17 protein-coding genes are annotated in these 13,773 nt (G+C 35.3%); 7 read left to right on the top strand and 10 right to left on the bottom strand.

From position 1 onward, the window contains the following. Positions 1-81: 81 nt before the first annotated feature. Genes QUF91_RS13685 through QUF91_RS13675 form a run of 3 tightly spaced genes read left to right on the top strand, consistent with a single transcriptional unit; the run spans position 82 to position 2,644 of the window. Positions 82-1,077 carry a S66 family peptidase gene (locus QUF91_RS13685; RefSeq protein ID WP_285398868.1) on the top strand — a complete coding sequence of 332 codons (996 nt, stop codon included), beginning with the start codon at positions 82-84 and terminating at the stop codon, positions 1,075-1,077. 60 nt (positions 1,078-1,137) lie between these two features. Further along, positions 1,138-1,779, top strand: coding sequence for a hypothetical protein (locus QUF91_RS13680; protein WP_285398866.1), 642 nt, complete (start codon positions 1,138-1,140; stop codon positions 1,777-1,779). 58 nt (positions 1,780-1,837) lie between these two features. Further along, complete coding sequence (locus QUF91_RS13675) at positions 1,838-2,644, top strand: S1C family serine protease (protein ID WP_289418116.1); 807 nt, start codon at positions 1,838-1,840, stop codon at positions 2,642-2,644. Between the two features lie 62 nt (positions 2,645-2,706). On the opposite strand, the gene QUF91_RS13670 is transcribed toward QUF91_RS13675, so the two are convergent. From QUF91_RS13670 to QUF91_RS13655, 4 genes are all read right to left on the bottom strand, one after another. Next, entirely contained in the window at positions 2,707-2,964 is a 258-nt protein-coding gene (locus tag QUF91_RS13670; protein ID WP_289418115.1) for a YkvA family protein, read from the bottom strand. Positions 2,965-2,990: 26 nt separating this feature from the next. After that, entirely contained in the window at positions 2,991-3,194 is a 204-nt protein-coding gene (locus QUF91_RS13665; RefSeq protein WP_289418114.1) for a hypothetical protein, read from the bottom strand. Between the two features lie 300 nt (positions 3,195-3,494). Continuing rightward, positions 3,495-3,695 carry a cold-shock protein gene (locus tag QUF91_RS13660; RefSeq protein ID WP_004230088.1) on the bottom strand — a complete coding sequence of 67 codons (201 nt, stop codon included), beginning with the start codon at positions 3,693-3,695 and terminating at the stop codon, positions 3,495-3,497. Positions 3,696-3,914: 219 nt separating this feature from the next. Beyond that, positions 3,915-4,202, bottom strand: coding sequence for a DUF1033 family protein (locus QUF91_RS13655; RefSeq protein ID WP_285398850.1), 288 nt, complete (start codon positions 4,200-4,202; stop codon positions 3,915-3,917). Between the two features lie 127 nt (positions 4,203-4,329). Between QUF91_RS13655 and QUF91_RS13650 the strand changes: the two genes are divergently transcribed. Further along, a complete protein-coding gene (locus QUF91_RS13650) occupies positions 4,330-6,057 on the top strand; it encodes a globin-coupled sensor protein (protein ID WP_289418113.1) in 1,728 nt (575 codons plus the stop codon). 44 nt (positions 6,058-6,101) lie between these two features. Further along, a complete protein-coding gene (locus QUF91_RS13645; RefSeq protein ID WP_285398848.1) occupies positions 6,102-6,383 on the top strand; it encodes an acylphosphatase in 282 nt (93 codons plus the stop codon). Between the two features lie 288 nt (positions 6,384-6,671). Here the strand turns inward: QUF91_RS13645 and QUF91_RS13640 are convergent, their stop codons facing one another. The 4 genes from QUF91_RS13640 to QUF91_RS13625 form a co-directional block, all read right to left on the bottom strand. Then, a complete protein-coding gene (locus tag QUF91_RS13640; protein WP_289418112.1) occupies positions 6,672-7,253 on the bottom strand; it encodes a hypothetical protein in 582 nt (193 codons plus the stop codon). A 41-nt stretch (positions 7,254-7,294) separates the two neighbouring features. Then, entirely contained in the window at positions 7,295-7,435 is a 141-nt protein-coding gene (locus QUF91_RS13635; RefSeq protein ID WP_289418111.1) for a hypothetical protein, read from the bottom strand. 134 nt (positions 7,436-7,569) lie between these two features. Further along, positions 7,570-7,851, bottom strand: a complete 282-nt coding sequence (locus QUF91_RS13630; RefSeq protein ID WP_289418110.1) for a hypothetical protein — start codon at positions 7,849-7,851, stop codon at positions 7,570-7,572. Between the two features lie 698 nt (positions 7,852-8,549). After that, entirely contained in the window at positions 8,550-8,888 is a 339-nt protein-coding gene (locus QUF91_RS13625; protein WP_285396956.1) for a winged helix-turn-helix transcriptional regulator, read from the bottom strand. A 105-nt stretch (positions 8,889-8,993) separates the two neighbouring features. On the opposite strand from QUF91_RS13625, the gene QUF91_RS13620 reads away from it, so the two are divergent. Continuing rightward, on the top strand, positions 8,994-9,377 hold the full coding sequence (locus tag QUF91_RS13620; protein WP_289418109.1) for a RidA family protein: 384 nt from the start codon (positions 8,994-8,996) through the stop codon (positions 9,375-9,377). A gap of 892 nt (positions 9,378-10,269) precedes the next feature. Beyond that, positions 10,270-10,695 (top strand): hypothetical protein, encoded by a 426-nt coding sequence (locus tag QUF91_RS13615; RefSeq protein WP_289418108.1) that lies wholly within the window; start codon positions 10,270-10,272, stop codon positions 10,693-10,695. A 713-nt stretch (positions 10,696-11,408) separates the two neighbouring features. Here the strand turns inward: QUF91_RS13615 and QUF91_RS13610 are convergent. Together QUF91_RS13610 and QUF91_RS13605 are read right to left on the bottom strand one after the other, a co-directional pair. Continuing rightward, complete coding sequence (locus tag QUF91_RS13610; protein ID WP_285396879.1) at positions 11,409-11,714, bottom strand: hypothetical protein; 306 nt, start codon at positions 11,712-11,714, stop codon at positions 11,409-11,411. Positions 11,715-12,383: 669 nt separating this feature from the next. Further along, the gene (locus tag QUF91_RS13605) at positions 12,384-13,166 is read right to left on the bottom strand and encodes a hypothetical protein (protein ID WP_285396880.1); all 783 of its coding nucleotides are present in this window, start codon (positions 13,164-13,166) and stop codon (positions 12,384-12,386) included. Between the last annotated feature and the right edge of the window lie 607 nt (positions 13,167-13,773).

Genomic DNA, 13,773 nt, shown 5'->3' with positions numbered 1-13,773 from the left:
TTCATGAAATCAAGTATACGACTCTTTAAATTGTAAAATCATGTATAATAGCATTTGATATTAAATAGAAAGAGGTATTTTATGTTTTCCCCATTAAAAAAAGGCGATACAATTGGTATTTATTCGCCTTCCAAACCAGCTACAGTTACTGCAAAAGCTCGCTATGAACGAGGCAAAGAACGTCTGCAAGCACTCGGCTTTACAATAAAAGAAGGTTCGTTAACTGGAAAACAAGACTTTTACCGCTCCGGTACACCGAAAGAACGAGCAGAAGAACTTAATGCCCTACTGCGTGATCCCAACATCAAAATGATCTTACCAACAATGGGTGGTACGAACGCCAATAGTATGCTGCCATATCTAGACTACCAAGCCTTTCAGCAGGACCCCAAAATACTTGTTGGGTTATCTGATGTTACCGCTATACTTCTTGCCATGTATGCAAAGACTGGAGTTCCTGTCTTTTATGGACCTTCTGTTGCTTCTACCTTTGGTGAATTTCCGCCTTTTGTCCATTATACAGAGCAATATTTTAAAGATTTGTTTTTACATTCATTATCGATTCCCTACAACATGCCAATCCCACCTATTTGGACAGATGATCGCCTAAATTGGTTAGAAAAAACGACTGAAAAAACGCAGCATCACAATTCATGGATTACTGTACAACCTGGTATAGCTGAAGGTCGTTTAATAGGTGGAAATATTAATACGATGTACGGCTTTATTGGAACACCTTATTTCCCTCACATTAATGAGGGAGACATTTTACTACTTGAAGATACATCCAAAACCATTGCTGTTGTTGAGAAAAACTTTGCGATGTTAAAACTACACGGCCTATTTGACAAAGCTTCTGCGATTATTTTAGGTAAACATGAACAATATGATGATTTAGGTTCTGGCAGAAAGCCTTATGATGTGTTGCTTGAGCAGCTCGATGGATGTGCTATCCCTATTATCGCTGATGTCGATTGCTGCCACACGCATCCACTTCATGCCATGCCCATCGGCTTACGAGTTCGCGTCGATGCGACCGATAAACAGATTACCTTTCTAGAAAACTGGTTTTCATAACATTCGTATAACCTATGGACTTCGCGTATAATGATAGAAAATAGCTGAAGGAGTTTGTATATGAGACTTAATGTAGTCATACTTTCTCTTGCAATATTGCTTTTTGGCTGTAGTGAAGAAAACCGAACAGTGCCAGGTGTGGACAATACAACTGAAGTCAAACACCCTGTTGAACAACCAACAAACGAAAGTGAACTCGCATCCTTTTTCCCACCGGATGGTTCAACTGCTTCTTTTCAAGGTGAAGGCAATGAATTTGCTAGTTTCACACTCCACACAACTTATATCGATGCACATCATATCGCGCAAGTGGAAGATAACGGCGGTGTCACACTTTTAAAGGTGTACCGGATTTCAGATTTAGCGATTGAGCTTGTCTATAAGGAAGCTGTAAATGCTAAACCCAGCCTCCCTACAGCACAAGAAGCTGCCACCTTTCCAGTTATTGAAACAATTTTACAAAAACCTTTAAAAGTAGGAAATAGCTTTAATGGTTGGACTATTCAATCGACGACGGCTTCTATCACTACTGGGACAACTATGTATCATGATGTTATACAGCTAACACGCTCAGAGGATACAATGACGACGACGAAATATTTTGCAAGAAGTATTGGTCTTATCCGTATAGAGGACACGATGGTGACAACAACTAATAAGGAACCTTTTGTCATTACCTCGACCCTACAAAAAATTGAATAAGAATTACTTCACGGCGTCCTGCTTGGGCGTCTTTCATTTTGAGTTAGGAGGTAGTTTTATGAATGATATACATAGATCAACAACAGATGAAGAATTGTCGGAAGAAGAATTCATTGAGCTTGTCCTCGCTGAACAGCAAAAGGCGTTAGCACAAGAACAAGAAGAACGTCAGCAAGATAAAAAGCCAAAGAAGCAAAAACCGATTGTAAAGTGGATTGTCTGGAGTATGGCATTTGTGTTATTTTTGAATACATTTGCACTTATCTTTCAAATTTACTCTATCCCAGCTATTGAATTTTTAAAGGTGTCTGCACGACTATCAGCGCAAGAAGATATAAAAACATATAAAAAGGCTGTGGTTGAGGTCTCTACAGGCTCTAGTAAAGGCACTGGATTTGCCATTTCTCCAGATGGACTTATCGTTACGAATGCACACGTTGTAGAAGATGGTCAAAAATTATTAGTCATTTTTCCTGATGAGGGATTAATGGAAGCTGAATTACTACAAAGCTTCCCAGATGTTGATTTAGCGTTGTTGCGAGTATCCGGTGATGAGCTACCATCCCTTCCACTCGCAGAAGATCCTAGCTATAGTAAAAATGAGCATGTCTATTTCATTGGCAATCCACTAGCCTTTACGGGCATTGCTAATGAAGGAACTTTGCTTGAATCAACATATCTTGAGGATTGGCAGGAACCTGTTATGATGATGGATGCCCCTGTGTATCGAGGAAATAGTGGGAGCCCCGTCATAAATGCTGATGGTGAGGTTATCGGAATCGTCTTTGCAACGATGAAAAAAGAGCCATATGGGCGTGTCGGCTTGTTTGTTCCTGTTCAAGTTTTAAATCGGATATTAAAATAAAAAAAGCGCTTGTCCTCTACTTAGAGCGGACGAGCAGCTTTATTTTAGTTTACATAATAAAATTATTTGTCACCTTTGCTTTCATGTTTAATAAATTGGGCTAAAACTGATTTTACCGGGATTTTATTTGTAACCTTATCACTGACTTCAGCAATTTTTTGAAGGACGTTTAAAAGTTTGTCGTCTCCAGTCCAGTGCTTTTCAATAACGTCTGATCCTAATTTATTCATAACGGTATCAACAACGAAGGTTGCAATAACAAGATCATCTAAATATCCACCAAAGCCTAGAAACCCTTCTGGTAAAAAATCAATTGGCATTATAAAATATGCTATTGAAGCACCTATTAAAGTACGACTTTTCTTATCGATTTTAGGATCTGTAAGAGTTTTATTAATAAGTGAAATAAATCCGGCACAAACATTAAATATTGAGTGAATTTACTTTTCTTCCCCGATTTTGATGTGAGAAAAGATTCCAATTTAGCACGTAGCTTTTTATAGAAATCTTGCTGTTCCTGTTCACTAGGAATTTCTGTAGATGTATTCATGTGTTAATCCTCCTTTACTTCCTTGATTCTACATCAAATATTACGGTAAGGCACAATACGAGGCTTCCTCAAACATACTTGCTACTTCTCTTCCCTTTAATGTTCTTTCCATTTGTTCGAATCTCTTTTGTTTCTACGAGCATAATGCGGCTCTTCTCACACATCCGGTGAACGACATCTTTATACTTTTAACCAAAATTAGAGATTTCTAATCCTTTAACGTTCAAAGAATGCAAAAAAAGACATCCTAAATAAATAGGATGTCTTAGGTTTAACGAAAGTAATTTTAATTACTGAGAATTAAAGTTTAGTTACGTTAGCAGCTTGTGGTCCGCGGTTGCCATCTACAACTTCGAATTCCACTTTTTGACCTTCGTCAAGAGTTTTGAAACCTTCGCCTTGGATAGCTGAGAAGTGTACGAATACGTCGTTTTCACCTTCAACTTCGATGAATCCAAAACCTTTTTCTGAGTTAAACCATTTTACTGTACCTTGTTTCATTTAAAAAAACCTCCAAAAAATAAAAGTGAACAATATGTAATTTCTTCAGCGATTGAAAAAAATTCACATATTACAAAGAGTACCGAACTAACGCGATCACTTTTTGTAATATGTGAATTCATGTTTCCGGTGAAGCAATTAAATTGTTAACCTAAGTATAACCATCATTCATAATTTTGTCAAATAAAGAAAAATGTTTTTTTTAATAATTTCAAAATTTTATTTCAATTCCTCAGATTTGGTAGCGATAATACCGTGATATATTTGCACATCATCATCACAGGCTTCGCAAAAAACACTTTCATCCTCTGACCAAAAGGCCCAAAATCTCCCTTCTTTAGTTGCCTCATTGTCATATGTTAATCGGAAGTGCTGTAACTTACTTTGTAATGCCAACTCAAATTGCTCTACCGTTTCAAATGTTTCATTTGTTTGAATAAAAGTCTCCCAGCCTTCGAATTTCCACCAAGGCTCATAATCAGCTTTCATGTAAATAATTGTATACATATTTGCCACATTCCCTGCTGTAATAAGATATTTTCATTTTAGCAAAGACACCTGAAATGTCTATTAAAACACCCCGAAATATGCTATTATTGCCTTATTATTCATTATTTTCGGGAGGTATTTTTTTATGTTTTCAAGTATTCGACCTAAAGCCGAGCTCGAGGAATTATTAAAGCGTGGCACAAATTTAAATGCAACAGGCCGTTTCAATAAAACACTAGCATTTAACCATTTTAATTCTCAAGATGAGGAAAATTTAAAAACTCTCTACAATAAGTTAAAAGATATCACACCTTCTATGAATGCAATTTTTCATAATTATCTAAGTGAAATTTCCCCAACCTCTAAGCTAACGATTAGTGAAGAATATATTAATCGATACTTAACGCAATTTTTCTTAGGTACTCGTAATGATGACTATGTGGATGAAACCGTTAAATTTTTCAACTTATTCCGAAAAAATCAATACGAGCCTGGTAAACTAATTGTCGTATTCAATCAATTTGCATTTTACATTACTACATACATATTACATAATTTCGGTTTAAAACCCTATAAAGCTTTTGAATATATGAAATCTTTCCAATCAGCTGTCAATGTCGATCAGGAATTACTTGTTGAAGTATTAACGGAACGAATTATTGAAAATGTCGTTGCTGAAGTTTCTTCCTTAATGGATGTTAACGCTAAAATCATGTATATGAAAGATTTAGTATTTAATTTAGATAAACAAAATGAAGAAATACAATCCTCTACTGCCGCAACGGAAGAAATTGCTGCTTCTATTAATGAAGTTGCTAAAATGTCTTCACGTATTTCTGAAAAAACAACTGAATCTGTAGATCACGCTGTACAAGGTAAAAATGCAATTGAACATGCCCTATCTGAAATCTTTAAAACAGAAGAGACATTTACAAGTATTGTTGAGTCCTTTTCAGAATTACAAAAGCGTGTGAATGATATTGAACATGTTGTAACGTTAATTAACCAAATTGCTGATCAAACGAATTTACTTGCTTTGAACGCTTCTATTGAGGCTGCTCGTGCAGGTGAACATGGCAAAGGTTTTGCTGTAGTTGCACAGGAAGTTCGTAAACTTGCTGAGGGAACTGTATCGGCACTTAGTGAGGTAACTACAAATGTCCATCATTTACAAAGTTATTCGAATGATGTATCAAACTCCATTACAGAAACAACAGAGATTATTAAAGAAGCAACCGTGGAGGCTAAAGAATCGTTACCATTATTAAACGCAATTGTTAGTGCCATTGAAGGTATTAATATGGATGTCACAAATACAGCAGCAATCTCACAAGAACAAGCAGCAGCGATAGACGAAGTTTCAGCAAGAATGATTGAAATTTCTAGCCTTCAGGATGATATTCGTGACTATAGCCATAACACTTCTAGCGATATTCACTTATTAGGGAAGGAAATTAATCGTTTCCGCAATGATATTATTGCGAATAATAATGTTCAGCTATCATCTATCGCACTTTTACAATTATCAAAGGCTGATCATATTTTATGGAAATGGCGAATTTATAATATGTTCCTTGGCCTTGAACACGTAGAGCCAAGTGATGTATCTTCTCATAAAGAATGTCGTCTTGGTAAATGGTATTCATCTCAACGCTCTGTAGAACGTTTCGGACACTTACAAGACTATCGTGAATTAGACGCTTATCATAAACGTGTTCACGAATCTGCAAAATTAGCAGCAGAGGCTCACAAGGCTGGTAAAATTCAACAGGCAGAAATTCATTTAAAAGAAGTAGACCAAGCTTCTAAGCAAGTTCTCTACTTTATCAATAATTTAATTTTATTCTTAGAAAAAGAACGTGTTATGCACTAAGTACAGGGTGATTTCTTCACTCTTATCTAGTAGGAGGTTTTAGCTTGAAGAAGCGAGCATTAATTAAATTTTTCGGAGATGTTTATGGAACTGGCTACCGTTTTTTCATTAAACAAAAAGCGATCGAACTAGGATTAAAAGGATATTGCAAACTAAATGCTGAAGATCAAATTGAGGTTGAAGTAGAAGGTGCCAAAAAAGCGATTGATGAATTCCTAGTATTTGTTCAAAAAGGAGTTAGCCCTCAAGCAGATTCCAACTCATTTACGTTAGAGCTTTACGATGAGTTAAAAGGTTATGTACGTATGGAGTCAGACATTGTTTAGTCTGGCTCTTCTTTTTTTGTAGTGTTATTATAGCTATGTATTTCAAGGTTTTTGGCTATTTTCAACATTGAATGAATACGGTTTATAAAAAAAGACGTTGCTGGGGGCAAGTTTAATTAGGATTGGGATTAATTCCACAGTCCTTTTTATTTTGCCTTCCACAATGGTCTTTATATATTTTATTCAGCTAAGCCCAAGACATAGACAAACATCCTATCCACATGTCAATCAACCATAAAAAATAGCCCCCTTATCAAATAAATAAGAGGGCTTTATATAATTCTTAATCTATCTCTTATCTCCAACTGGCTTTAGTGAATTCACCGGAATCCAAACATCACTTTCGAATCTTTCTTCTAACTCATTGGATACGTATATATAACCATTAATTTCATTACTCCATGAAATAACAATGCTTCCCTTTTCCATAATTTTTTCAGTTTTAGATTCTTTTAATGGACGGGATTTCCCTTCTGCATCCTTTGTTAACTCAAAACGTGTTATTTTTCTATATATTGTCTCTGTGATTTTAAGATCTGTACCAGGATACTTATCACACCATTTCCCTTCAATTTCTTCGCTCACGCAATACCTCAGCAGTTGTCCGTTATTTGTATCCAAGAAATCAACACGACCAAATTCACCAATTTCTTTGAAGTACGAACCGTAATATCCCATATTATAAATACCATCACGATTAATAACAATATAAGATGGATCATTATAGAAAGATGCCCGAATTTTTATTGGTACTTCTTTGAAAACCACTAAATCGGTTGCTTGTACACGATATTGCCCCATCTGGTAGAAAGTTTTGCCATCATATTTTTCAATATCATACGTTTTAAAGAAATTATTTCGCTTAACCATTAATGAATCAAACGTACCATTTGGATTTTTCTTATATACTTTTATGTCTTTTTAAAGGTCATTTTTCCTGTTTGCCCTTTGACAACTTCTGCTCCATCATACATCACTTTCGCTTCTGATTTTGTTGGATTTACTACTGCAAATACGAATGCTGCTAGTAACACAGTAAATATTTTTTTCATTATTCCCCCCTATACAGTTTTATATTAGAAAACATAATATCATAGTATTATATACCAATAACTTAATATTCTACCAACAGATGTCAAAAACCCTACAAAAGTATAGTGTTTTTCCATAACATTATTTCTCCCACCTACCATTCTACCCAGTTCTCTAAATTATATAGTCTACTACTAATTGATTGTGGAAGGCTATCACGTTCTTTTAACCAATTGTAGAAAGGTACTGGACGTTCTCTGTGTGTTTTGTCCTCCACAGATAATGATTTAGTCGACTTGCTATTTAAACGCTCAACAGCCTTACTATACGCTCCTACAAATACGGCTTTTAAGATAGGATGCCAATTAAAAAACTGATAGCTAATATTGGTTGTCTGTTTTTTATATGGCCCATCACCGAAAGTTGCGGGTGACATTTTTTAAAATATATGTCCAGGTGTGTTGATTAACCATTTTTATACATTCGAAGAGGCTGATTTCCGCTACGGGCTACTCGCTTTCCTGCGGGCGAGCGCCGAGCCGCTTCCTCCGCTTCGCTCCGTGCAGGGTCTCGTCTGTCTCGCTTTCCCGCGGGAGTCGAGTAGCCCTACGCTACAATCAGTTAAAATAGAAATATATCAGCAAAATAGTAACAAAAAAATCCATTTACCGCGCAATATTAAACCTATTTTTTCCTAATCAACACGCCTGATATATGTCCTGTATATATAAGTTGATCTTCGTTCCAACTGGGCGACTCCTTGGGGGATCAGCGTCACAGATGAGACCCCGGAGCGAGCAACGCGAGTGAAGCGGCTCATCGGACGCCCCTAGGAAGCTTTGCTCTGTGCGAAAGCGTAGCGACAGCAACAACAAATGTTTTTTGTAGCGAAAGCAAAGCGTCCAGTCGGAACGGAAATCAACCACACGTTTTGGTGAAGAGCCAATATTTTAATCAAATAGAGACCATCGATTTAATAGTTTCAATATCAAATTGTATTATCTTTAATTCCGCCTATATCCTAAAGAATTCAATATAAAAGCCCCACACAAATGATTGTGAAAGGCTTATGATTTATTTAATTACTGAACAATATGGAACGTTTATTTATTACATCAGTTATACAGAAAGCACTTAATTATTAGAGTTTTTTTCTCCCCACTCACATAACTGCTCCAAAACAGGTAATAGAGTTTCTGCTTTATGCGTGAGACTGTACTCAACTTTAGGGGGAATTTGAGGATACTCTTTACGACTAACCATCCCATCTGCTTCCAATTCTTTAAGTTGTGAACTTAATATTTTAAAGGTAATAGCTCCTATTTTTCTTTTCAAATCATTAAACCGAACTGTTTGGTTCTCTGCAAGAATATAAATAATAAGCATTTTCCATTTACCACCGATCACTGACAATGTATATCCAAAAGGTGTTTCTTGAATATTCCCCTTCTCTTTATAGTCAGCCATACCCATATTTACACTATCCTTTCTGGTAGTACCTTTCAAAAAAGTGCGTACTATTTTTTTGTTTGCGTTCATTTTATACTGACATTACTTTGAAGTAAAGGAGAGAAAAAAATGACTAATGTTAAAATCTACAATCATGATCTTTGGGATCACGGTATTTCCCAAGGATACAGTGTCAACGGCACTATCTACATTTCGGGGCAATTTTCCCACGATACGGAGGGTGCGCTCGTTGGTGATGGCGATATCGAAGCACAGACACGACAAACTCTTGAAAATCTAGATAGTGTTCTGGAAGGGTTTGGAGCAACGAAGTCCAACCTCGCTTATATGGAAATCTATTTAACAAATGCAAAAGAACACACCGAGCCAGTCATCCGACTTTTCAAGGAATACATGGAACAGCATCGGCCAGCGGGTAGCCTCATTGGCGTGAATTATTTGGCATCTCCAGAGCAACTGATCGAAATCAGCGCAGTAGCACACACAGACTAAGTAAGCAGGGAAAGTTATAAAGGGAAATAAACTGAACCCCGAATAGACAGCACTTTTAGAAAAAGTAAACCTATTTGGGGTTTTAGTTTTTTATAAGACTAATTCCTGATGTCTTCAATCACATAAGTTTGGCTTGTTTTCGAATTAAGACCACCTGACATGATGCGCTTTGCTGCTATTCTTACAACGATTTGAATTTCTAAAGTGGATGGATACGCCATTCCACTGTTCTCATGCCAAATTATTTTTTGTCTTAATGTATTTGAATTCGTCCTCTTTTAATCATTTTAGTTGTTCTTCGGTTAAGAAATATTCTTTCATTTTAACCTCCCTTATTATATTTTTTATTATTCATATAGTTCCTTGACCATTCATAAAATAGAAAAAAATTGAATAGAAAAGAAGAAATGTAAAAAGCGTCGTATGGATAATAATAGAAAAAATGGCTCATCACCAAAAGTTGTGGATGGCATTTGTTAAAACGTATGCCATATAGGTTGATTGGATTGGCGACTCCTTGGAGATCAGCGGCACAGATGAGACCCTGGAGCGAAGCGGATGTTTTCTGTGCGAAAGCGTAGTGTTAACGTAGCGGCAGCAACAAAGCGGCTCATCAGACGTCCCCAGGAAAGCAGCCCAGCCGGAACGGAAATCAACCACACGCTTTGGTGATGAGCCTAAAAAATGGAGTGATTTAAATGAAATTTATACAAAAATTAAGTGTGATCGGACTGTCAGTGTGTATATTGAGTATCGTTTTTACATCTGCTAGCATGGCAACAACAATCGTTATAGAAGAGCACCTGAATTCAGTAAATAATAAAATCAAAAATGAAGTTCATAATTACAAAAACGACTCCGCCAAAATATTAGCACAAAAGAAACAAAAACGGTGCTGATTAAAACAGCAAGAGAAGATAAATCATTATTAGAGCAAAAAACAAAAGAATTTGAAGAAAAAATGAAAATGGAACAAGTAGCCTTTATTGAAGAAGGATTGAAAAAAGCAACAACGCTGCAAGATGTAGAAAAAGTGAACTTAGTGATGATTTCAAGTTCATATAAAACGCTTATAGATGACTTTTTCACCTTTAACAAACACGGATTCTACTACTATGATGTAAATAAAAATGAATTTGTTCCAAACAAAAAAGTAAATACAACGGAAGAGGTAAAAGAATTTGAAAAAAAACACAAAGAAGATACAATTTTAAAAGATAATCCAATCAACACCTTAATTCTGTTCATTTTCCTTGGATCGTTATGTATAATTCCTCTTTTCATAATCAAAAGACAAAAGAGACTGGGACATAACTGAGCAAAACCTAAAAAAGCGCGAGAAATCAATTTTAGAAACGTTGATTTCTCGCGCTTTTCTGATGTGAAATTTTTTAATTTTACTTTGAAGATATACTTATGTCCAAACCTCTTTTACCCTTCTTCGTTATATTGGACGATTTTTTGCTCAATACATTTTCCAATCTGAGAAATTAACACGCCATTTAAATGATCGTATTCATGTGATTCGAATCCAGGTCGGGTAGCCATATAGAGGGATAGCAACTTTAAGAGTGATTTCATCAATTTTATCCATTAAATGAGATGTTGCCTGTTGGACAACTCTTAATTGAACTATTTGTGCAGATAAACTATAAACATTGTTATTACTTTCTAGCACTACTTGTTTTTTTCAAATACGTGTTATGTTTATTGCTGCATGTTCTCATTCCTCTTTTCATCTATGTTTTATTTAGTTGCTACCGCATTTAAAAGTAATTGTTTGTTGCGATCAGACATTACACGCCATTCTTTAACCGTTACTTTCATTTGCCCCCACATCCTTTCAAATGTATGCTTCCAAACACTGTATGCAATCGTTGGAGCATGTAAGACACTTCAGTATTGATTTATAACCTAACAGTAAATTAGCAACATAAACGGCACAAAAAAACGCTCAGTAATCTGAGTGTTTTTTGTGTAAGAATTTATTTACCTAATGAACTTAAGTCACTGTTTGACTGACAATGGTTATTAAGTATCACCTAAGTATTCTGCAAAATGTAAAAATCCAAATTTCCTCACAAGAAAGTTTCTTAATTCGCCCTGAGTAGCTTTTTCCACTGGAGGATTTGTTAGAGTGTATGCTTTGGCATTTAATTCAGCAAATTTATCTTTATCTACTTCATTATGTTCTTTATCTTCAATAATTCCTGAAGAAATTGCGGCTTTTGGATAACCCATAAAAAACACATGTGTTCTTAATGCCATACTTGGTGTTGAATGCAACAATATAATTACAACCAAAAAAGAAACAATAATTATTACTTTCTTCTTCAAGTCACCGCTCCTCCAATTGACGTTAATAATCTATAAATATTTTAACATGATTTTCTATTACATCAAAAAATTAGTTCACTTAATAGCTAACTACTTCAGATAAATTATATTAGGCGTGTTGATTAGGAAAAAATAGGTTTATTATTGAACGATAAAAGGTTTTTTTGTCACTGTTTTGCCAATAAATTTCCATTTTAACTGATTGTAGCATAGGGCTACTCGACTCCCGCGCGAAAGCGAGACAGACGAGAACCTTCACGGAGCGTAGCGGAGGAAGCTGCTCGACGCTCGCCCGCAGGAAAGCGAGTAGCCCGTAGCGGAAATCAGCCTCTTGGGGTGTATAAAAATGGATAATCAACACACCTGAAATTATATCTTTTAATTCGGTTTTTTAGCGTGCTTCCAGTGCCTCCACGACGTTCGATTAGTGTTGATGCCATGTTTTTCTTCAGAGGCTGGACGCCCCCTTTTTCTTCGATACGAGGGCATCCAATCACCCTGTTTCAAATTAATGACCATTAATTTCAAAACCTATTGATTAGAAAAACACAACTCCCACCAAAATAGTGCGAGTTGAGGACTTTTCTTATGTGGATATTCTTGAAAACTTATTCGCTGATAGCTCAGAACGCAAGCATTTTCTCTTTATAAGGTTTGAATCCTAGTTCCTTACTCGCCATTCACTGGCTTCAGTAGATTTGCTGGAATGTAATTGAAATAATATTTATCGAGACCCACCTCAACATAACCATTGATCTCAATCCCTGATAACTGGAAGATAGTTCCCTTCAACATTTTTGTATAACTAGGTGCTCCCTTCTTTGGAGCACTTAAAAGTTCTGTATCTTCTATTAATACATAAGAACCTTTATTTATAGTTTCAAAAATACGAACATCAGTCCCATCAACAATGGCGGTATCAATTACATCCTCTCCTTCAATATCTCCACTACAATAATGGTAAAATATTTTGCCTTTCTCAATAGAAACTAAGCTTGATGTTGGACCAGTGCAAACATCTTTTCGTTTTCCAACTATTAAAGGTTGACCATATCCGATGTCATTGTATTGACCTGGCATTTTCACACCCTGATGATTAATCATGACATAGGTGGGATTGTCATAAAAAGATGAACGAATATCGATTGATATTTCTTTGAAAACCACTAAATCGGTTGCTTGTACACGATATTGCCCCATCTGGTAGAAAGTTTTGCCATCATATTTTTCAATATCATACGTTTTAAAGAAGTTATTTCGCTTAACCACTAAAGAATCAAACGTACCATCTGGATTTTTCTTATATACTTTTATGTCTTTTTTAAAGGTCATTTTTCCTGTTTGACCTTTTACAACTTCTGCTCCATCATACATTACTTTCGCATCTGATTTTGTTGGATTTATTACTGCTATTACTAATGCTGCTAATAACACAGTAAAAAATTTTTTCATTATTCTCCACCTCAGCTTTTTTTAGAAAACACAATACATTAGTATTATATACCAAAAATATAGTATTCTCCCAATGTATTTTTGTGTGATAAAAGCAACAATCAATATACACAATTTAATTAGTTAGCGGCTATTAAATGACTACTTGAGCTAACTAACTGAAAATCAACGATGAATGTTAAAATTGAGTCACCAGAAAATCATTGAAATTTAATGGCGAGGAATTAATAACAGAAGAAAAAACAATAATAATAACATTAAATCTATTAGGTATTAGAGCAATAAAAAATAAATTAACAACAATACAAAAATTCGCGAATTACGTTAAGATTGAATACAATATAATGAAAGATGAAAAACAATAACCCCTGATAAATTAGGCTTTCAACACACATCCGAGTAAAAAGGAAACAGCCATATCGGACATTATTTAGTCTAACTTCTATTTTTTTTGCCCCTTTTCTCTATTATAAAGCAACGGATTTGCTCGTTTTTATGTATTATCATTGAGAAACTTTACAAATAGCAGTAAAATTTATGTAAGGATTATTTTTTCATTGAAACTTTATGTCGATTATTTCGTATAAGAATATAGACATATTTAAAT

This window comes from Lysinibacillus sp. G4S2 (assembly GCF_030348505.1).
Lineage (GTDB): Bacteria > Bacillota > Bacilli > Bacillales_A > Planococcaceae > Lysinibacillus.
The sequence above is the reverse complement of the archived record's forward strand: the minus strand, read 5'-3'. Positions and strand labels throughout refer to the sequence as shown.

Bases quoted from the DNA above. Each gene is read 5' to 3' on its own strand.
- QUF91_RS13630 (WP_289418110.1), bottom strand. From the start codon at position 7,851: ATGTCACCCGCAACTTTCGGTGATGGGCCATATAAAAAACAGACAACC.
- QUF91_RS13635 (WP_289418111.1), bottom strand. From the start codon at position 7,435: ATGAAAAAAATATTTACTGTGTTACTAGCAGCATTCGTATTTGCAGTA.
- QUF91_RS13665 (WP_289418114.1), bottom strand. From the start codon at position 3,194: ATGAATACATCTACAGAAATTCCTAGTGAACAGGAACAGCAAGATTTC.
- QUF91_RS13640 (WP_289418112.1), bottom strand. From the start codon at position 7,253: ATGGTTAAGCGAAATAATTTCTTTAAAACGTATGATATTGAAAAATAT.
- QUF91_RS13680 (WP_285398866.1), top strand. From the start codon at position 1,138: ATGAGACTTAATGTAGTCATACTTTCTCTTGCAATATTGCTTTTTGGC.
- QUF91_RS13620 (WP_289418109.1), top strand. From the start codon at position 8,994: ATGACTAATGTTAAAATCTACAATCATGATCTTTGGGATCACGGTATT.
- QUF91_RS13650 (WP_289418113.1), top strand. From the start codon at position 4,330: ATGTTTTCAAGTATTCGACCTAAAGCCGAGCTCGAGGAATTATTAAAG.
- QUF91_RS13625 (WP_285396956.1), bottom strand. From the start codon at position 8,888: ATGGGTATGGCTGACTATAAAGAGAAGGGGAATATTCAAGAAACACCT.
- QUF91_RS13675 (WP_289418116.1), top strand. From the start codon at position 1,838: ATGAATGATATACATAGATCAACAACAGATGAAGAATTGTCGGAAGAA.
- QUF91_RS13660 (WP_004230088.1), bottom strand. From the start codon at position 3,695: ATGAAACAAGGTACAGTAAAATGGTTTAACTCAGAAAAAGGTTTTGGA.
- QUF91_RS13605 (WP_285396880.1), bottom strand. From the start codon at position 13,166: ATGAAAAAATTTTTTACTGTGTTATTAGCAGCATTAGTAATAGCAGTA.
- QUF91_RS13685 (WP_285398868.1), top strand. From the start codon at position 82: ATGTTTTCCCCATTAAAAAAAGGCGATACAATTGGTATTTATTCGCCT.
- QUF91_RS13670 (WP_289418115.1), bottom strand. From the start codon at position 2,964: ATGCCAATTGATTTTTTACCAGAAGGGTTTCTAGGCTTTGGTGGATAT.
- QUF91_RS13655 (WP_285398850.1), bottom strand. From the start codon at position 4,202: ATGTATACAATTATTTACATGAAAGCTGATTATGAGCCTTGGTGGAAA.